Origin of the sequence: Methylobacillus caricis (assembly GCF_020532705.1) — a bacterium.
Taxonomy (GTDB): domain Bacteria; phylum Pseudomonadota; class Gammaproteobacteria; order Burkholderiales; family Methylophilaceae; genus Methylobacillus; species Methylobacillus caricis.
In genome coordinates, this window is sequence record NZ_JAJAVD010000001.1 from 1,406,675 (window position 1) to 1,425,829 (window position 19,155).

A 19,155-nucleotide genomic window follows, 5' to 3' on the forward strand; every position below is an offset into this window, starting at 1 on the left:
AATGCTATAAATTATAGTTATTATAATCAAATGCTTGTTGCACTTACACTTGATTCCCATACTCCAATATCTATTGAAGCTGTTTAATAGAGCAACATTTCTCAAGCAGTGTTTGATACAAAAAACGACTATCTGAACTAACCAATTGAGAGTTGTGCCACAAAATTGTAAAAGTTCCATTAACTGACTGACAAGCATTTTTCAATAACATAAACTCTTTTAATGCATTATCGCTATGACCCAAGCCCATGTAGCGATCGGCGATAACAGTACATTCCATTACGATAAGTGGACGAATGCGTAAATTCAATTTCTTAGATGCTATTGGGTCGAATGCAGGATACTCAAAGCATGTGCCACATCTGAAACCTGCCATATCTGCATACCCCAGCGTACTATCATAGGCCATTCCGGCCACTTCCCACCCTATTAGGGTTACAGGCTGCTTCCAACGCAGATAATGCATTCTCCCGCCCCAATGTGACTGGTGCACCCCCTCCTCTTCACATACTTTCCGTAACCGACTGGCTTCCTGTACAATTTCCTGGGGCTCCATATACGTGTTGAAACTTGGATGCAGCCCAACCTCATGCCCTCGCTTATGAATTCGCCTCAACAAATCACGTATTGCCGGATGCTCAAGTTCATATTCGGCATCCCTTCTCCGGTCAGTACGTCCGCATATAAAATAAAAGGCGCTTTTAAGTCCATGCCGCTCCGAAATATCCATAATCCAATCGAACGTATTAAAAGGATCTTTTGAATAAAGCGTCTCCTTTGTATTCATGCGGATAAAAAAGCCTGAGAATAATGCTTTAACATCCCTTCTCTTAATCACAGAGGCCACAACATTGCGAAGCAACCTCATTGGAGAACTGAATCCGTACAAACTAGGACAATCAACATCGTGAGACACTTTTACTTCAAATTGACTAGTCTTCAGTTGTATGTGGGGCCAAGTATTAGTAATCAGTTGTGCAAGAACATTCAACCACTCATCAACTACTGGTCGCTTCAAATATCCATGCTTGTATCCATGAGATGCAGTCGCTGGAAAACGTTGATAGCCATCCAAGTCAACCCGGTCAATCTCTTCTACCCGAGCAAGCATCCAATAAGAAAAACCTAAAATATCGAAATTTACTCGATACCCATTAGGATGCCGTTCTATTAACAATTCAGGTAAATCATTGCTCATGGTAGGCATGGGTAGAGGGCTATCAATTGTAGAACCACAACCTTCAGAAACCGGATTCCAAAATTGGCAAGGCATGTCAGATGCCCTTTGGTTAAACGTAATTGGGTCTATAACAATCTCTAGACAACCCTCTTCACCAGGTAATTTAATAAGCGTCTTTTCTGAACCTGAAATCTCAAGTAAAAAGAAATGCCCATACCGCTCAGATAATATCCGCCCAAGCCATAACAGAGCTTCGGCATTTGGCCAACAATTCATTGGTTTATTAGTATTCAAAATTAGCCTGCTTGATTAATATTCAATAATTTAATATCGGGCCATACCATACTAATGTCTTAATTGATCCAGACAATAGTTTTTTATTTTCCTGACTAAAGCAGTTATTGCTACAGAGGGAGGAGGACACACAATTACGGCGTAATCACTCTTGACACGCCATTTCCAAAGTATTGAGAATAAGCGAAAGTCACATCGCACCAAAGACTTCATCATCCATAAGCCATCTACCCACAAAAGCTTTTCTGGCTCGGGCTGAAAATAATCATCTGCAGTATCCAGCTCAAGGTAACGTTTAACCAAAGCATTGCCACTTGAAAGAAACAGGCCATGCTGCATCCAGAATCTGGGGTTTAACTCAAGAACTACGATACGGCTATCAGTTACAATAAATTCCATTTCAAATGGCCCGACGAAAGCAAGCCTATCAAGAATGGCAAAAGCCTGCGGGGTCAGGCCAAACTCATCTGGCATGATACCAACTACTGCAGAGCAGCTAGGACCAGATGTATAACCTGCCAGCCGCTCTACCACACAGGTGATATTTCGTTTCGGTTGGTTGGCATCAAAAAAGCCACATACGGAAAAGAGCCGAGTATCTGCCTCACCCAGCCACTCCTGAAGAAAAAAGGAATCCAGCTTATACCCGAGCGTTAAAACTTGATCTTTGTAATATTCCACTTCATCAGGGCTGTTACACAGCCAGCCGCGAGGAAGCTTCTTTTCACCCTGCCAGGAGTGTTTAGCTTTAAGAAATAATGGATATTCCAGAGAACAGATATCATCAAGGGAGACATGCCTAGGTCCATGCATCAGGCCTGGCTGCCTAACAAGCCATTCGGCAAACTCCCATTTATCATCCAGTAATTCCCGTGGATAACCTTTAGGCCAGAAACTCCCTGGAATCTCCCCATCCAAAGCCTTTCTTAAATTAGCTTCCTCAGTAAACAATAGCCAGGCACCTTCATCCTGGATATTGCCAATAGGTATTGCTATATCTTGTTTGGTCTCAGTTGTTTTAAGCTCCAAGCCAAGTTTCTGGCAGGCATGAAAAAGCGTCCACGCATTTATTGATGCAGTAAAGGTCAAAATATTCATTATTGGCCGGTAACCAAGCTGTTCATCTCAAATGCATATCTAAATATCATCAAAGCCTTTGAAATGCTTCACTTTAATTTCAGACTTTAGGCTAACAAAGGGATTTCTATTTACTGCGTAAGGAGGTTTATCTTTATTTATTCCGGGGTCGTCTGGCTGCACCATAACAAATGGCGCAGTCAAATAATATGGCGTTTTGAGGGGCTTGATTCTATTCAACAACAAATATTCTTTTTTCCGATCACTATATTTTTCTAGAAAATTTACTCCAGCAGCAGCCATTGCAATCTGAAGCTTTGTTGCACCGGAATGCTGGAAATCGTATGGAAAATAGTTGCAATATGAATAATCATAGATATTTTTTATCTTAGGCTTAGAAGAGAGTACTGAAACTAAGAAAAATCTTGCTATGGCGCGCATCCTATCAAGCTTTAACAGTTTTTGAACAAAGAGAGAAAGAACCCTACAACAGTCTAAAAATGATGGCGCTGCATACTCCTCGTCAGGTATATCGGTAACCACCACTCCCCCCATTACTCCAGGGAATGACTTGTCATTGAAACTACCGACTATTGCGTAATTACTACCGATATATTCATGGCTGGATAAGGAGTTAATCTGTGTAATATCCTGACATAAATCAAAAACTACAGATATCTTATTTTCCTCACGCCAATGGTAACCGTTTTGAGATAATATCCAATTGCGCCCAAACTCCGATCCATAGATAGAGGCCAATAACAATACTGCTCCAGTATTTTCTTGGCCTAATCTACTCACCTCGCCCCAGTCTGGCTCGTACACATCACTCGTTGCATACGTCACAATTTCAAATCCTGCAGCTTCAAACGCCTTATACACCACGTTACATATATAGTCTGGTAACAAAGCAACTCGGGAGGTTTTTATTAAATAGTCTGCTACCTTATAAATAGCTACCCTCCCTGAGAAATAAAACCTAATATCACCGCTTGAATAATCATTTAGCAGATACCCCTTCAATGTTTGGAATGATTTTTTTCTCGGTGAAAAAAAATAATATAGGCTAATCAAATATTGTGCAGGCACAAGTTACTTTTTCCTGAAAACTAAAATTTTATAATCTGCCCAGAAGTGCCTACCCAATAATTTCAATAATTTCTCACCTTTCTCAAACTGCCTTTTAAGCGTTGCACCTTCCATATTAGAATTTGCCAACCAATCCCTAAACGGCCAGAATAAAACACCTGATATAAACTCTATAGTGAGGCCTTGTTTAGACATAAAAGTAATCACATTTTGTGACCCATATTTAGCACGAGCCAGATAACTCCATCTGTGAAACGGATCAATCATAATAATTTTCCTGCCCTCTTTCACCATTGAGCAAGCATTCTCCAAGGCTATCTCCAGTTTTGAGATATCACGTATTGCAGAGTAGCATGCAGAAGAAATTATCAAATCATATTGCTTGCCTCTGCTTCTATATTCTTCAGCAGATGAAGATATGTAAGTCACTCCAGTGTGCTGATAGCGGCTCTTGGCGACAGATATCATTTCAGGAAAATCAACTGCATCAACCAGAACATTCGGATTTAACTTCAGAATTAGCTCAGCGACAATTCCTATACCGCATCCAATATCAAGTACTGTAGCGCCTGCAGGTAGCGCCATTACATATGGAGCCAATATCTTCTCCTGCTCTATTCTATACAGATGATTGTATTCAATATTTTTCCATAGAACAGCTGCTTGACCGGGGTCAGAAGCGCGTTTTTTCCAATATTGTGAGCTATCATAATTGGTATAAATAAACAGTTTTTTTATACGCAAAAAAACTACACCGCCTAGCTTGTACAAACGATCAGGCAAGACTCTCTTTAATATGGCTTTACTCACTATCACGTCACTTTATTTTCTTTAATCACTCTCGCAGGGTTACCTACAGCCACCTTACAGTCTGGAATATCTCGGGTTACGACTGAGCCTGCCCCAATAATTACGTTATTTCCAATCTCTACATTCGGCAGGATTATTGCATTAGCCCCGATCCACACATTAGAGCCTATGCGAATCGGCTTCGTCATTAAATGGCATTCAAGATCGGCAGGATCATGATTTGCAGAAATGATCTTGGAACCTGGGCCAATCCAAACATTACTACCGAACTCAATTCCTGCCATCGCATTGATATAACAACCCGGCATCATACCTGGCGAAACCATGTCACCCAGCGTTATCTTTCCGCTTACCCTGGATGTAAAGTGGACCGGCCATGGAATAGCCCTTGCACCATTTACGTTTAATATGCGCTGAAATATCCAATAACCTCTAATCGCCATCGGATTCCACGTAATAAGCCATTTGCAGTTTGGATAGAACAACTTACATAGCAATATGCAATATAGCCTCATCGCCTTCTTCGCCCAGAGTTTAATCAATTTTATATGCCTTTAAATTAAGGTAAAAAATTACTCCATAAAACCCCAAATTGATTATCGACACAAATACCAATAGCGGGATAAAGCCAATCCCCTTTGCTGCCAATAACATGACGGAAGCAACTGTCGCCACGAAGCGCATGATATCCAGGCATAGTTGCCAATGCTGCTTCCTGTGTACAACCAAATGCGAGAGAGGCGACACGACGACCTGCCCGAATAGCATCGGTATCAGCGAGATTAATACCCAACCGGCCTGATCCCACTCACTGCCTAATATTAATCCAACATAATATGGTCCCAGGGCACACAAAAACACGGGTAATAATGAAATATAAACCAGCTTTTTTGTTGACTGAATGTATAACCTGCGGAGCCCAGCAGGGTCTTTCTTTAATTGATCAGCAGCCTCAGCCCAGAAGCTTTGCGCCAGAGCTGCCGTAAAAACACCTAGTGGCGCAAGTGCCAGCCTTTGCATAAGAGCCAACCAACCAACCTCTGTGGGACTATAGTAAACAATTAACAGTATTGGCAACATTGATAGATTTATTGTATTTATCAATGCTACCCCGGTCGATTGCAATGACTGGGAGAAAAAACTTCTCATCGTCGACATAAAACGCAAATATGTACACCTACCAATAAGCGTGAACATATTCAGAGTATGGCGCAGTAAACTCATGACACTCACCCAGCTTGCACCCAGCAAGCTAAGAATAAGCCCTAACGTTCCAGTATTAATCAACCCCAACCCAATTTGGCTGAGCGTCATAAAAATGCTTTTATTGATATTTGATCTGCTAATTGGTGATAGATTGGCTTCTCGAACATGCCATCCTTGAAGCAACTGATGTAATCCCATACCCAGAATGGCCAGTGGCAACCATAATAAAAATGGCAGCAGCACCTCTAAATCATAGTGCTCTAGTAATTTATTGCCATAAGCCCATACCAGCAAAGCTATGCTGATTGAGAAAAGGAGCAATATCCCTCCTCCACCCAATAACAGAACCATTGCTTGCTGACGAGAGCTAGCATTAGGAATTGACCAATCGACTCTTAATGTAGCAACTGAAGAAAGAATGACAAGTATTGAACTGAATAATGCAAACGTACCAAAATCCGATGGGGAATATAAACGCGTTACCAGAGGCGCAGCAATGATAGGCATTCCTTGCGCTAACAAATTAGCAAATGCAACTTTGATAAAGTTCTGACGAAAACGAGAACCTTTCCGATAGTCAAAAATATTAAACAACGCTTTTTACCTGGCACACATCATTAACTAGCATCAAGTTCTAGCTGGGAAATTAAACAGTCGAGAATTTTATCCTGAGTTTCGTTCGTTAAATCAGGATGTATGGGCAAGCTCATGACTTCATTTGCAGCGGCTTCTGCTATCGGAAAGGCGCCAATTGCCCGTTTCGCAAATGCAAATGCAGGTTGCAAATGCAAGGGGATTGGATAGTGAACCGCTGTCGGTACGCCAGCATCTTTCAGTTTTTTCTGCACTTGCTCACGGTTCTTCACACGCACGGTGTATTGTGCATAGACACTGGTGTTATAGGTCTCAAGCTCAGGCGGAACAATATCTAGCTGCGAGTTCTTTGTAAGTTGCTCTTTAATCAATTCGGTATAGCGTGCGCCTATCTTTGCGCGCTGCTCCACTTCCCAGTCGAAACGCTCCAGTTTTGCCAACAGCACGGCGGCCTGTATGGTATCCAGCCGTCCATTCATGCCAATTCGGGGGTGGTGGTAGCGTTTATCCTGCCCATGCACCCTGATTTCGCGCATGGCTTTAGCCAAGGTATCGTCATTGGTGAACAAGGCACCGCCATCGCCATAAGCACCCAGTGGTTTTGATGGGAAAAAGCTTGTAGATCCTATGGTGCTCACACCACATGAGCGCCGGCCTTTATAGCTTGCGCCAAATGATTGTGCAGCATCTTCTATTACTGGCAGTCCGTGCTTTTCTGCAATGCTATTGATGGCATCAAAATCCGCACATTGCCCATACAGACTGACGGGCATGATGGCTTTGGTCCTAGAGGTAATCGCTGTTTCAATTTTCGAAGGGTCGATATTGTAGGTACATGGATCGATATCGACAAAAACCGGTTTTGCACCCAGCAATGCAATCATTTCGCCAGTGGAGATAAAAGTGAATGGTGTGGTGATGACTTCATCACCATGCCCAATATCCAGCGCCATCATGGCAATCATCAGGCTATCAGTGCCATTGCTCACGCCGATACAGTGTTTCACACCTACATAAGAAGCCAGCTTTTCTTCCAGTTCGGCAACTTCCGGACCCATGATATATTGGCCATGCTCCAGCACCTTGTTGATACGAGATTTGATATCCTGCTCAAGCGATTTGTACTGAGCTTTCAAATCAATAAAGGGAATTGCTTCAGTCATATTTTTATCCAACGAAAGTACATTGACTATCAACCAGGCGATACGTCTCGCCGGTTTCAGGGCATTTAGCTTCACCATCACCGCTCAAAGGTAGAGGCAGACGCGCACCATGGCGGCTAATCCAACCGATCTGCTTTGCTGGCACACCAACCATCAGCGCATATGCGGGAACATCCCGATTGATTACCGCACCGGCACCGACAAAGGCATACTCACCAATGGTAGATCCGCAAACGATAGTGGAATTAGCGCCTAATGTTGCGCCGCGTTTAACGAGCGTGTTTCGATATTCGTTTTTGCGTGAAACCGCTGACCGTGGGTTATAGACATTGGTGAACACCATGCTGGGGCCGCAAAAAACATCTGACTCCAGCGTGACATTGTCGTAGACGGAAACATTGTTCTGAATCTTGACGTTATCGCCAATGACGACTTTGTTACCGACAAAGACATTCTGCCCCAGGGAACAATCCTTACCAATTTTGGCATTTGCGCAAACATGCACCCAATGCCAGACGCGCGTTCCATCGCCTATTTGCGCGCCCTCGTCGACAATGGCTGTTGGATGAACAGTAATAGCCACGTTCAGTAATCCAGCGGAAGGGCAACACGCTTACCATCGCGTGCAGACAGGTAGGCGGCGATCAGTACCTCAAGGGATTTAAGGCCTTCCCTGCCATCGGTTTCTGGTTCAGCCAGGCCACGCATGACATTGATGACATTCTCGTAATAAAGCGGATGACCGAAACCATAAACTGAAGTTGTTTCATAATTGCTGGTCTTTACTGCTTCATCGTCCTTATCCTGATCCGCAAATTCCCAATGCTGTATTTCATTGACAGCAACACCGCCGACTCGAACTGTCCCTTTTTCGCCTAGAATAGTGATGCTTCCTTCAAGATTCTTGGGATACGTCAGCATGGTGACATTCATGGAACCTAGTGCGCCGGAACGCCAGCGCACATTGATCACACCGGTATCTTCGACTTCGATATCTCTTGCCAAGGTTGATGTATATGCATGCAGACTTTCGATTGGACCAATCAACCAATCCAGCAAATCAACGTAATGGCTGGCCTGGTTCATGAAAGCACCGCCATCGAACTCCCACTTGCCACGCCATGCGGCACTATCATAATAGTCCTGCGGACGTGTCCAGAATACATTGATATTCACCATGTATATCCGGCCGAAGCGCTTCTTCTCTACTGCACGCTTAAGCAACTGCAAGGTGGCATTGCGGCGGTTCTGCTTTACAACGAACAAACGCACACCAGCATCATCACAGGCCTTGACCATACGCTGACCATCCTGCCAGCGCGTTGCCATAGGCTTCTCGGTCATGACATGACGTCCGCTTTCAGCAATTTGAACAGCCTGATCTGGATGCAAGCCGCTAGGCGTGGTCAAAACTACAATATCCGCATTAGTGTCAGCAAGTAGTGCCGTCAGATTGGTGTAGGGCTTGGCGCCGGTATACTCGGCTGCTTTGGCCAGCGCTTCTGGATCAATATCACAAACTGCTACCAACTTCGCATGTTCGGCATGCTTCTTGATTGCATCAAAATGGTTCTTGGAGATCCGGCCACAACCCACCAGGGCAAAGCTAATCTTGCGATCCTTAATTGGTGTTGGGAATGTTCGCATGTTTTAAGCCTTGAGAATATGTGCTGCAGGCTCGAGGAACTTGCCGCGTGAATCAATAATCAGCTTGGCGTGGTTCTTAATGAGGCTGTAATCAAACTTGTCGTGATCTGTTGCCAGCAACACGCAGTCATAGCTCGCCAGACTCTCAATCGTCACGGTAACGCTGGATAGGTCGAAATGGTGCTCACGCATCTTAGGAAAATGTGGGATATGCGGGTCGCTATAGGCAACATTGGCGCCAAGGTCACGCAGTTTCTCCATGAGGATGACCGAGGGAGACTCGCGCATGTCATCGACATTCTTCTTGTATGCAATTCCTAATACTAGAATATTGCTGCCATTGATGGATTTTCTTTGCCCGTTCAGACCAGATGCGATTTTGGACACCACATAATCAGGCATGGAGGAGTTCACCTCACCTGCCAATTCGATAAAACGGGTATGTACACCATATTCACGCGCCTTCCAGGTCAGATAGAAAGGATCAATCGGGATACAGTGTCCTCCAAGACCTGGGCCGGGATAGTAAGGCACAAAGCCGAATGGCTTGGTCGCCGCTGCGCGGATGACTTCGTGGATATCAATACTCATCTTGTCCGCGACCACTTTCATTTCATTGACCAGGCCGATATTAACTGCGCGGTGAATATTCTCAAGCAACTTCGTCAGTTCTGCTGCCCGTGTAGAGCTCACAGGCACCACCTTGTCTATCACCTGCTCATACAATGCCAACCCTGCTTCCATACAGGCTGGTGTATAGCCACCACAGACCTTGGGAATAGTGCGGGTAGTAAAATCAGGATTACCTGGATCCTCGCGCTCTGGCGAGTAGACGAGAAATATATTATCCCCAACTATCAGCCCGGCAGATTCCAGTCGAGGCTTCAACTCTTCATCTGTAGTACCGGGATAAGTGGTACTCTCAAGTGAAAAAATCTGGCCAGCACGCAAATACGGTACTAAGGAATCTGTCGTGTCCGTCACGAAACTGAGATCAGGTTCGCGGTATTTATTTAATGGCGTTGGCACACAAATGATTAGGGCATCTACCTCTGTAGCACGGCTGAAATCAATAGTTGCTTCAAATCCTTGCTCAAGCGAATTAGCAATCGCCTCAGATGAAATGTGCTCAATATAGGATTTTCCCTGATTTAAGCTGTTAACTTTGCTTTTATCAATATCCAGCCCCAACACCTTGTACCCTACTTCACTGTATCTCAACATCAAGGGCAGGCCAACATAACCCAACCCTACAATGCCGATTACTGCCTTTCTACTATTCAGCCTCTCGATCAAGTGTTGCTTTGACATATATCTATCCTATTTTCCTTGATTACTTTCCCTGCACAGGGCTTCTATTTTAATAGAAGCACATATCAAACCCCATCAGCTCAAGTTTGAGAATCGTTGACCGTAGCTGCTTTTCTGCTCAACCATGCGTAGCATTAATACATATACCAACTTATTTCCTGATGTTACGAAAATTGGAGGCCTATAACACATCGGGTTTTGTGGCGGAAATTAGTTTCCCAAAACTGATGATTAAGCGCCTTTATCAGATATTGTTGACTGATATTAAGCTTTCGCTATATTAGCTTGAGCATCTTGGCGATATTCAAAAATTGTGAATCTACAATCACTACGTTCAAATGATGAACGCAGTTTACAAAAACTTTAATCTTGTCACAAGGCTGACAAACTCCTAGTTGTATTATTTATATTAGATTTTTTTTTCACTCATAAACTCTTCATTCATTATCTTCAGGCCATGCTGTAAGCTTGTTCTTGCTATCCAACCTGATTTTAACAACTTACTTACATTCATAAGCTTCCTCGGTGTACCGTCAGGCTTACTAATATCGAACTCAATCGTGCCTACGTAACCTACAACCTTTTTAATAAGCTCAGCTAGTTCCTTAATGCTGATGTCTTCACCCACGCCAACATTGATGAGTGGAGGCTCAAACTTGCCGGTCTTGCTTTCGTCACTACTCAGTAGAGCCTGGTATTGGTCTTGCGGCAGGTTCATGAGGTAGACGCAGGCGTCGGCCATGTCGTCACTGTAGAGGAACTCTCTCTTGGGCGTGCCCGTACCCCAGACGGTGACAGTGGGTTGGTGGTTGTGCTTGGCTTCGTGGAACTTGCGCAGCAGGGCCGGGATGACATGGCTGTTCTCAGGATGGTAGTTGTCACCAGGACCGTAGAGGTTGGTAGGCATGGCGGCGAGGTATTGAGTCCCGTATTGGCGGTTGTAGCTCCAACACATTTCAATGCCGGCTATCTTGGCCAATGCGTAAGGGCGGTTGGTCGGCTCCAATGGGCCGGTGAGAAGGTGTTCTTCTTTCATGGGCTGCGGAGCCAGCTTGGGATAAATACAACTGGAACCCAGGAACAGGAGCCGGGTGACGCCGTGCTTCCAGGCGGTATGGATAACGTTGGTCTGGATGGCAAGGTTGTCACGGATGAATTCTGCCGGGTAAGTATTGTTGGCGACGATGCCGCCGACCTTGGCTGCGGCCAGGAAAACATATTCCGGCTTGTGTTCGGCAAAGAACTGATCTGTAGCTTTTTCGTCAGTCAGGTCGAGTTCGGCATGGGTCGGTTTCAGGATGTTGGTGTAGCCTTTGCTCTCGAGGTTCCTAACGATGGCGGAACCAACCAAGCCTCGGTGTCCTGCCACGTAGATGCGTGCGTTCTTATCCATTAGTGCGCTCTACTTTGTTATTCGTTGTAGTCATAAGCAGCGAAGCCATGCTCTTTAACGAGTTCGTCACGTTGGGCACTCTTGAGGTCTTCGCGCACCATTTCGGAGACGAGTTCCTGGAAGGTGGTCTTGGGGGTCCAGCCAAGCTTTTGTTTGGCCTTGGTGGGATCGCCCAGCAGGGTTTCGACTTCGGTAGGACGGAAGTAGCGTGGATCGACTTGGACAATGGCTTTGCCGTTGGTGTCATAGCCTTTTTCGTCGACACCCTGGCCTTTCCAGATGATGGCGATGCCAAGTTCCTTGGCGGCGGCGTTGACGAAGTCACGGACGCTGTATTGGACGCCAGTGGCGATGACGAAGTCTTCTGGATGGTCTTGTTGCAGCATGAGCCATTGCATTTCGACGTAGTCTTTGGCATGGCCCCAGTCCCGCAGTGAGTCGAGGTTGCCTAGGTAGAGGCTGTCTTGCAGGCCGAGTTTGATACGGGCCAAGGCTCGAGTGATTTTGCGGGTGACGAAGGTTTCACCACGGAGCGGGCTTTCGTGGTTGAAGAGGACGCCGTTGCATGCGTAGATGCCATAGGCTTCACGGTAGTTAACAGTGATCCAGTAGGCATAAAGTTTGGCTACAGCGTAGGGACTACGTGGGTAGAATGGGGTGGTTTCTTTTTGTGGGATTTCTTGCACCAGGCCGTAAAGCTCAGAGGTAGAGGCCTGGTAGAAGCGGGTCTTTTTTTCCAAGCCAAGGATGCGGATGGCTTCGAGGATACGCAGGGTGCCAATGCCATCAGCATTAGCAGTATATTCAGGCATTTCAAAACTGACAGCTACATGGCTCATGGCGGCAAGGTTGTAGATTTCGTCTGGCTGGACTTGCTGGATGATGCGAATGAGGTTGGTGGAGTCTGTCAGATCACCATAGTGCAGAATGAAGTTTTTGTTATCAACATGTGGGTCTTGGTAAAGGTGGTCAATACGATCTGTGTTGAACAGGGAGGCACGGCGCTTGATGCCGTGTACGATATAGCCCTTGCTCAGCAGCAGCTCAGATAGATATGCACCATCCTGCCCCGTCACGCCAGTAATCAAAGCCACCTTGCTCATTATTAGCTATACCTTCCATAAGTATCCTCAAAGCGGACGATATCGTCCTCGCCCACATAGTCACCACATTGCACTTCAATGATTTGAAGTGGTTTATCCCCTGGGTTTTCCAATCGATGCCGATGGGTTTTAGGAATGTATGTGGATTGATTTTCTTCTAATGTAATTTCCTGATGATCATTAGTGATCTTGGCCAGGCCTGACACTACCACCCAATGTTCAGACCGATGATGATGCATCTGCATCGACAGACTGGCCCCTGGATTAACCGAGATGCGCTTGATCTTGAAATTCACGCCCTCTTCCAACACCGTATAGGTGCCCCAGGGACGATGGACAGTACGGTGCAACTCAGTCAGTTCTGGTTGATGCTTTTGCACCAACGTTACCAACTGCTTGATATCTTCCGTACGACTTCGATCACAAATGAGAGTGGCATCCGCAGTCTGGATAATGGCAAGGTTGCTGACCCCCAATGTTGCCAATAATCCATGTGTATTCCAGAGCAGGCTGTCTTGCGTATCAACGCTAATGACATCGCCTGCACAGACGTTTTGATCAGCATTCTTATCGTTTTTTTGGTAAATGGAATCCCAGCTACCCAGATCGCTCCAAGCCATATCAACCGGTACTACAGCTACTTGCTCAGCCAGCTCCACCAAACCATAATCAATGGAAATATTAGGTAGCTTTGCGTACTCTTCGGCCAGGTTTTCTGTATCCAGCCCATTGATGACTGAAGCTATTTCCGGTTGATGTTTCGCCAACATTTGCATAAACACGCTGGCACGGAAAACAAACATGCCGCTATTCCAAAGATAGCCTGAAGCGACAAAATGTTGCGCACTTTCCAGATCAGGCTTTTCAACAAATCTGGCAACCTCGTGCACTTTCTGTGCAGGGCTCTGCGCGATGTCAACATCGGCAGGTTGAATATACCCATAGCCAGTCGCGGGATAAGTCGGTGAAATCCCGAGCAGTGTCAGATAATCCTGGCTTGCACCTTGTTCTGCAGCTTCCCATGCCTGATAAAAAGCTGCTTCATTATCAATGGCATGGTCCGAGGGGAATACCCCAACGATAGCATCTGGAGATTGGCGATGGATGCGACTGACTGCCCACGCAATGGCAGGTAATGTATTGCGCGCGCATGGCTCTGCCATCACTCCATTAACAGCTTCCGGCAGAATTTCAGCAAGTTGCCCTTTGACTTCGAATTTATGATCTTCATGGGTAACGGTAAGCAGATTGCTTGCCGGCACATGATGGCAAAGGCGATGCGCAGTTTGCTGGAGCAGGGTTTGCTTGCCATTCAACGCCAGGAGTTGTTTGGGTCGCAATGTACGTGACAACGGCCAAAGTCGAGTCCCAGAACCACCACAAAGCAATATGGCAAACCGATCGCTCATTCGACCTCCTTATCGCCAGACTCTCCGGCTGCGCGGCGCAATTCTTCAATTTCCGCCTGCAGATTTTCGTATTCCTGCATCTTGTATTTCAAGAACCGCATGGTGATACCTGTCTTTTCCTCTATTCCCTTGGGCGTCAATAAATACATATACGCCAACTTGTTCTGGCTATTCCGAAAATTGGATACCTTGAGCAATCCAACATCAACAAGCGCCTTAAGGCAAAAATTGGTTTTACCCAGGCTAATGCCCAAGACCTTTGCCAGCTCCCGCTGGCTGATCTCAGGTTTTTCCTGAACAAGCTTAAGTATCTTGTAGCGGTATTCGTCGGTGAGCATTAATGTGATTAAACCATCATGCGTTCAGATAATGAACGCAGTTTACAAAAACTTTCATCATGCTTCAAGCATGATATTTTCCCGAGCTAAGTGGTATCCTTGGACTTCACATCATGAGGAATCTTGAATATGGCAAATGTATTGATCACTGGTGCCAATCGCGGCCTTGGTCTTGAATTCACCAAACAGTATGCGGAAGCGGGCTGGAATGTGCTGGCATGTTGCCGCAGCCCTGAAGAGGCTGAGGAACTGCTGCAGCTGGCAACTCGCTTTAAAGACTTGGTGAGTGTACATAAGTTGAATGTAGGTAACTTCTATCAGGTGGATGAGCTTGCTGCCTCGTTGGCAGACCAGGCAATTGATGTATTAATCAATAATGCAGGAATTTATCCTGATAGTGACACTGAGATATTTGGGGATGCCGATTATGATGCATGGATGGAGGCATTCCGTATCAACAGTCTTGCTCCATTCAAGGTTGCACAAGCATTTACGCCACATCTCGCCAATGGCAGCCTGAAAAAGCTCGCCAACATCACCAGCAAGATGGGCAGCATTTCGGACAATACCAGTGGCGGCAGCTATATCTACCGCTCAACCAAAACCGCATTGAATATGATCACCAAGAGCTTGTCTGTGGATCTTGGCAAAAAAGGCATCACCGCTGTGGTGCTGCATCCCGGCTGGGTGTTAACGGATATGGGCGGCCCCAATGCCTTGATCAACACGGAGCAGAGCATCAGCGGCTTACGCAAGGTGATCGACAAGGTCACACTGGCTGATGCAGGCAAGTTTTATGCATATGACGGACAAGAAATTCCCTGGTAAACACATAAGCCTGCAGGAGGTGCTGCGTCCGCTGGTTTACAAAGGGCGCGGCGCCGTGAGCAACCTGAGTGGCAGATTCGAACAGCATCGCCACGCAGATGAGGATGACGGCTGGGGCAACCTGGATGCCGACCTTGAACCGCTACGGACCGAGGTGATCATTGACAGCAGCCGTTCCATCATCAATTGGAACACTTCTCCCGATATCCCGTTCGACCGCTCGATCAATCCCTATCGAGGCTGCGAGCATGGCTGCATTTATTGTTTCGCCAGGCCTAGCCATACTTATCTCGGCTGGTCGGCAGGCCTGGATTTTGAGAGCAAGATACTGGTCAAGCCTGACGCCGCCAAACTGTTGCGCAAGGAGTTGTCCAAACGCAATTATCAATGCGCCACGATGGCAATGGGCACCAACACCGACCCTTACCAGCCATTGGAGAAGCAGCAGCGCCTGACACGCCAGATATTGGAAGTGCTGGCCGAATTCCGCCATCCCGTGAGCATCGTGACCAAGTCCGCCATGGTCGAGCGCGATATGGATATTCTTGCCCCCATGGCTGAACAGGGGCTGGCACAGGTATTCATTTCCATTACCACGCTAGACAACCAGATCAGCCGCACCCTCGAGCCGCGTGCAGCGGCTCCGCGGCGGCGATTGCAAACCATAGAGCGCCTGCATGCAGCAGGAATCCCGGTAGGCGTAATGACGGCCCCGGTTATCCCTGTGCTGACCGACACGGAACTGGAAACCATCCTGAAGGCAGCAGCAGAGGCTGGCGCAATGAGTGCTGGCTATGTGCTGTTGCGATTGCCGCTGGAAGTATCACCGTTGTTCGAGGAATGGGTGCAGCTACATTACCCGCTCAAGGCTGCGCATGTAATGAGCATCATCCGGCAAAGTCGTGAAGGAAAAACCAATCAGGCAGAGTTTCATGAGCGGATGCGTGGCAGCGGACCGTTTGCCAACATGATCAGGCAACGCTTCAAACTGATGACAAAAAAGTTGGGGCTTAACCAACGTGACATGCGCATGAACACAACGCTCTTCTCGCCGCCGGGCAAGGCAACGCAGCTTGATTTATTCTAGAAAAGAACCCCGCATCGATGTTCGGCCAGGAAGGTAACTAAGGCTGGGCTACCAGTCTATACCGGTAAACTTTTTGATGTCGCGCCTCTGGCGCTTGGTCGGCCGTCCCATGCCACGATCACGGCGGCCATGGTCTGCTTCACGCGTCACTGCAAGATTTTCGCGCCTGGCCATGCTTTCTGGCGTTTCCTCGAACAGCAAGGCTGCTTCTGGTGCTCCTTTGCGTTGAGTGGACAAGCCACGCACGGTTACTTCCATATCCAGCTCCTTGCGCCGGATATGAATCACCTGGCCGAGGCGCACCTCCTTGGCTGGCTTGGCCCGATCCCCATCCACGTGTATTTTGCCGCCATCAATCGCATCGGTTGCCAGGCTACGCGTCTTGAAGAAACGTGCAGCCCATAGCCATTTGTCCAACCGGCATTTGCCCTCGGCATCACCCATCACATGTCCTTGCGCGTGCTGCGGTTGGCCTTATAGATTGCGCGATAACTTTCCAGCGTACGCTGCACACGGCCGAGCACCGTATCCGGGCGATAGTCGCCTACCTCGTCAAGGCTGCCAACCGGCATGCCCGTGAGGTATTCAATCCCTTCCAGCACATGGTCGATGGCATGGATATGAAAAAGCTTCTGCTCAACAGCGGAGATTACCTCATCGCTCAGAAGCAAATGCCTCAAGTTCCGGGCCGGCACCAGTACCCCCTGCTTGCCATCCAGGCCAAGCTTTGCACACAAGCGAAAATGTCCTTCTATCTTTTCATTGATGCCGCCTATGGGTAACACTTCACCATGCTGGTTGAGTGCGCCCGTCACAGCCACGCCTTGTGGCAAGGGCAGTCCGGACAAACTTGAAAGCAAGGCATAAAGCTCTGCACAAGAGGCGGAATCGCCTTCCACCCCGTGATATTCCTGCTCGAACACCAAGGAAGCATTCAGTGCAAGGGGCGCCAGGTTGGCGAAATTGGCCGCCAGCCAGCTCTGCATGATAAAAATACCCTTGTCATGCTGCGGACCGGTCATTTCGACTTCACGATCAATATTGATAATGCCCTCACGTCCAGGATAACAGCGCGCAGAAATGCGGACTGGCGAGCCAAATGCAGCATCCCCCATATCGATATGGGTAAGGCCATTGATCTGGCCGACCTCACGCCCCTGCACCTGGATCATCAGCTCACCATCCAATATGGATTCCCGGATCTGCTGCTCTGCATAATCATGCCGGCTACGGGCTGCGCGAATGGCTGCATCGACATCGGCCAAGTCAACCAGTTTGCCTTCCGCAGCATAGGACGCACTTTCCAGCAATAGCGGCTGCAAACCACCCAGGCCCAGGCTGATACGCACCTGGTCCTCTTCCCACTCATGCATGGCTTGCAGCAGGCGTGCAACGGCAGCGGCAGTAAAATGGGGCAGGCGTTTTTCGTCACAGACCCGCGCAATATGGCAGGCCAGCTGGCGGTAAATTGAATCGTCCGCCGTTACGCTCTCGGCAAAATCAATTTTTATCCGGAAATGATCAAGAAACCCGGCATGTTCTTCATGCAGGTGATAGTAGTCTTCTCGACTGGCAATCAGGATCAGCTTGAAATCTACAGGCAATGCATCGGGGACTAGTGCACTCAATGTGCCCTGACCGGTCGAACTGCCGGAGTCCTCAATCTGTACCTTGCGGTTGCGTAACACCCGCCCAAGTTTCTCGATCAGCGGATTGGCGCCCTGCTGGTCATGCAGGATGTCCTCGAGATGCAGCACCAGGCAACCGCCATCTGCCCTGAGGATATTGCCAGCCTTGAGGCGCATGAAGTCAGGAGCATGCCCCTGCTCACCTGCACTTTCAATGCCTCCAAACAATGACTGATAAGAGGGGTCATCGTCATAAATGACCGGCACCCCCTTTGCATCTCCATTATTCACCAGCAAATTGGCACGGAAACGGCTCATGAAAGCTTCATGCATTCCTTCAGTATCATTACTGGGAGGAGTCATGAAGACATCCATGTTGTCCACGATCTCCTGAACCAGCAACTGAAGCCAGCGATCAAACACCTCTGGCTGCAACAGGCCTGCAGCCACCTGTTGCCGAATGATGGCCAGCTCTTCTTCGAGATAACCCTTGAGCCGGCTAGCCGGGTCATTTACAGCACCGGCGCTCGACGGTCTCGGCAATCGCTCTGATTGCATCACGCCAGTAATTGCGCGGATTTGCCTGCGCACGAACTGGTCAAGCAGCAGGCGCAACTCCATCCCTTTACCCGCCGCCATGCGTAGTAATAAAGGCTTTTCAGGGGCCATAAAATTCAGCAGGTAAACAAGATCAGCGGGGGCCGGCTTGCTGGCCAGTGCCTGCCTCACTAGGCGCAGGAGCAGGGAAGTCCGCCCTGAACCAGGCTCACCAATCACCAGCATGTGATAACCGGGCTGCAACATGCGCAGGCCGAACCGAGCAGCATCAGCCGCACGCTGCTGGCCTATCCATTCCCCGGCATTTTCACGGGCTTCAGCAAGCAATTCTGAAGTGTCATTGAAGCCAAGTGCTTGCGGAACAATCACGCGGGTAAGTTGCTGGGGAGTAAGCGTATGTAGCATCAGGTGGGCAGTTTAAAAAGTAATTGATATAAATT

At 47.5% G+C, this 19,155-nt stretch carries 18 protein-coding genes; 2 read left to right on the forward strand and 16 right to left on the reverse strand.

Annotated features, from left to right (window positions below; translation table 11 throughout):
- Window positions 1-70: 70 nt before the first annotated feature.
- From LG200_RS06685 to LG200_RS06750, 14 genes are all read right to left on the reverse strand, one after another.
- Window positions 71-1,474: a polysaccharide deacetylase family protein gene (locus tag LG200_RS06685; RefSeq protein ID WP_226756797.1), complete on the reverse strand. Its 1,404-nt coding sequence runs from the start codon at window positions 1,472-1,474 to the stop codon at window positions 71-73.
- Window positions 1,475-1,525: 51 nt separating this feature from the next.
- A complete protein-coding gene (locus tag LG200_RS06690; RefSeq protein ID WP_226756798.1) occupies window positions 1,526-2,572 on the reverse strand; it encodes an ATP-grasp domain-containing protein in 1,047 nt (348 codons plus the stop codon).
- A gap of 39 nt (window positions 2,573-2,611) precedes the next feature.
- The gene (locus LG200_RS06695; RefSeq protein WP_226756799.1) at window positions 2,612-3,640 is read right to left on the reverse strand and encodes a hypothetical protein; all 1,029 of its coding nucleotides are present in this window, start codon (window positions 3,638-3,640) and stop codon (window positions 2,612-2,614) included.
- A gap of 3 nt (window positions 3,641-3,643) precedes the next feature.
- Window positions 3,644-4,423, reverse strand: a complete 780-nt coding sequence (locus tag LG200_RS06700) for a class I SAM-dependent methyltransferase (protein ID WP_226756800.1) — start codon at window positions 4,421-4,423, stop codon at window positions 3,644-3,646.
- A 29-nt stretch (window positions 4,424-4,452) separates the two neighbouring features.
- Window positions 4,453-4,893: a DapH/DapD/GlmU-related protein gene (locus LG200_RS06705; protein WP_226756801.1), complete on the reverse strand. Its 441-nt coding sequence runs from the start codon at window positions 4,891-4,893 to the stop codon at window positions 4,453-4,455.
- A gap of 91 nt (window positions 4,894-4,984) precedes the next feature.
- Window positions 4,985-6,250 (reverse strand): lipopolysaccharide biosynthesis protein, encoded by a 1,266-nt coding sequence (locus LG200_RS06710; protein ID WP_226756802.1) that lies wholly within the window; start codon window positions 6,248-6,250, stop codon window positions 4,985-4,987.
- A gap of 23 nt (window positions 6,251-6,273) precedes the next feature.
- A complete protein-coding gene (locus LG200_RS06715; protein WP_226756803.1) occupies window positions 6,274-7,413 on the reverse strand; it encodes a DegT/DnrJ/EryC1/StrS family aminotransferase in 1,140 nt (379 codons plus the stop codon).
- Window positions 7,414-7,417: 4 nt separating this feature from the next.
- Window positions 7,418-7,996, reverse strand: coding sequence for an acyltransferase (locus tag LG200_RS06720; RefSeq protein ID WP_226756804.1), 579 nt, complete (start codon window positions 7,994-7,996; stop codon window positions 7,418-7,420).
- Window positions 7,997-7,998: 2 nt separating this feature from the next.
- Complete coding sequence (locus LG200_RS06725; protein WP_226756805.1) at window positions 7,999-9,060, reverse strand: Gfo/Idh/MocA family protein; 1,062 nt, start codon at window positions 9,058-9,060, stop codon at window positions 7,999-8,001.
- 3 nt (window positions 9,061-9,063) lie between these two features.
- Window positions 9,064-10,371, reverse strand: a complete 1,308-nt coding sequence (locus LG200_RS06730; protein ID WP_226756806.1) for a nucleotide sugar dehydrogenase — start codon at window positions 10,369-10,371, stop codon at window positions 9,064-9,066.
- Between the two features lie 409 nt (window positions 10,372-10,780).
- On the reverse strand, window positions 10,781-11,764 hold the full coding sequence (locus LG200_RS06735; protein WP_226756807.1) for a GDP-L-fucose synthase family protein: 984 nt from the start codon (window positions 11,762-11,764) through the stop codon (window positions 10,781-10,783).
- A 17-nt stretch (window positions 11,765-11,781) separates the two neighbouring features.
- Entirely contained in the window at window positions 11,782-12,867 is a 1,086-nt protein-coding gene (gmd, locus tag LG200_RS06740) for a GDP-mannose 4,6-dehydratase (protein WP_226756808.1), read from the reverse strand.
- Window positions 12,868-12,869: 2 nt separating this feature from the next.
- Entirely contained in the window at window positions 12,870-14,276 is a 1,407-nt protein-coding gene (locus LG200_RS06745) for a mannose-1-phosphate guanylyltransferase/mannose-6-phosphate isomerase (RefSeq protein WP_226756809.1), read from the reverse strand.
- Window positions 14,273-14,614 carry a MarR family EPS-associated transcriptional regulator gene (locus LG200_RS06750; protein ID WP_226756810.1) on the reverse strand — a complete coding sequence of 114 codons (342 nt, stop codon included), beginning with the start codon at window positions 14,612-14,614 and terminating at the stop codon, window positions 14,273-14,275. Before LG200_RS06750 ends, LG200_RS06745 begins: the two co-directional genes overlap by 4 nt.
- Window positions 14,615-14,743: 129 nt before the next feature.
- On the opposite strand from LG200_RS06750, the gene LG200_RS06755 reads away from it, so the two are divergent.
- Window positions 14,744-15,442 carry an SDR family oxidoreductase gene (locus tag LG200_RS06755; protein WP_226756811.1) on the forward strand — a complete coding sequence of 233 codons (699 nt, stop codon included), beginning with the start codon at window positions 14,744-14,746 and terminating at the stop codon, window positions 15,440-15,442.
- The gene (locus LG200_RS06760) at window positions 15,417-16,529 is read left to right on the forward strand and encodes a PA0069 family radical SAM protein (protein WP_226756812.1); all 1,113 of its coding nucleotides are present in this window, start codon (window positions 15,417-15,419) and stop codon (window positions 16,527-16,529) included. Before LG200_RS06755 ends, LG200_RS06760 begins: the two co-directional genes overlap by 26 nt.
- A gap of 48 nt (window positions 16,530-16,577) precedes the next feature.
- On the opposite strand, the gene LG200_RS06765 is transcribed toward LG200_RS06760, so the two are convergent.
- Both LG200_RS06765 and LG200_RS06770 read right to left on the reverse strand, forming a co-directional pair.
- Entirely contained in the window at window positions 16,578-16,973 is a 396-nt protein-coding gene (locus LG200_RS06765) for an RNA-binding S4 domain-containing protein (protein WP_226756813.1), read from the reverse strand.
- The gene (locus LG200_RS06770) at window positions 16,973-19,120 is read right to left on the reverse strand and encodes a Lon protease family protein (protein ID WP_226756814.1); all 2,148 of its coding nucleotides are present in this window, start codon (window positions 19,118-19,120) and stop codon (window positions 16,973-16,975) included. Before LG200_RS06770 ends, LG200_RS06765 begins: the two co-directional genes overlap by 1 nt.
- Window positions 19,121-19,155 lie beyond the last annotated feature (35 nt).

Coding starts and splice junctions, on each gene's coding strand:
- LG200_RS06690 (WP_226756798.1), bottom strand. CDS start 2,572: ATGAATATTTTGACCTTTACTGCATCAATAAATGCGTGGACGCTTTTT.
- LG200_RS06705 (WP_226756801.1), bottom strand. CDS start 4,893: ATGGCGATTAGAGGTTATTGGATATTTCAGCGCATATTAAACGTAAAT.
- LG200_RS06715 (WP_226756803.1), bottom strand. CDS start 7,413: ATGACTGAAGCAATTCCCTTTATTGATTTGAAAGCTCAGTACAAATCG.
- LG200_RS06725 (WP_226756805.1), bottom strand. CDS start 9,060: ATGCGAACATTCCCAACACCAATTAAGGATCGCAAGATTAGCTTTGCC.
- LG200_RS06730 (WP_226756806.1), bottom strand. CDS start 10,371: ATGTCAAAGCAACACTTGATCGAGAGGCTGAATAGTAGAAAGGCAGTA.
- LG200_RS06735 (WP_226756807.1), bottom strand. CDS start 11,764: ATGGATAAGAACGCACGCATCTACGTGGCAGGACACCGAGGCTTGGTT.
- gmd (WP_226756808.1), bottom strand. CDS start 12,867: ATGAGCAAGGTGGCTTTGATTACTGGCGTGACGGGGCAGGATGGTGCA.
- LG200_RS06745 (WP_226756809.1), bottom strand. CDS start 14,276: ATGAGCGATCGGTTTGCCATATTGCTTTGTGGTGGTTCTGGGACTCGA.
- LG200_RS06750 (WP_226756810.1), bottom strand. CDS start 14,614: ATGCTCACCGACGAATACCGCTACAAGATACTTAAGCTTGTTCAGGAA.
- LG200_RS06755 (WP_226756811.1), top strand. CDS start 14,744: ATGGCAAATGTATTGATCACTGGTGCCAATCGCGGCCTTGGTCTTGAA.
- LG200_RS06760 (WP_226756812.1), top strand. CDS start 15,417: ATGACGGACAAGAAATTCCCTGGTAAACACATAAGCCTGCAGGAGGTG.
- LG200_RS06765 (WP_226756813.1), bottom strand. CDS start 16,973: ATGGGTGATGCCGAGGGCAAATGCCGGTTGGACAAATGGCTATGGGCT.
- LG200_RS06770 (WP_226756814.1), bottom strand. CDS start 19,120: ATGCTACATACGCTTACTCCCCAGCAACTTACCCGCGTGATTGTTCCG.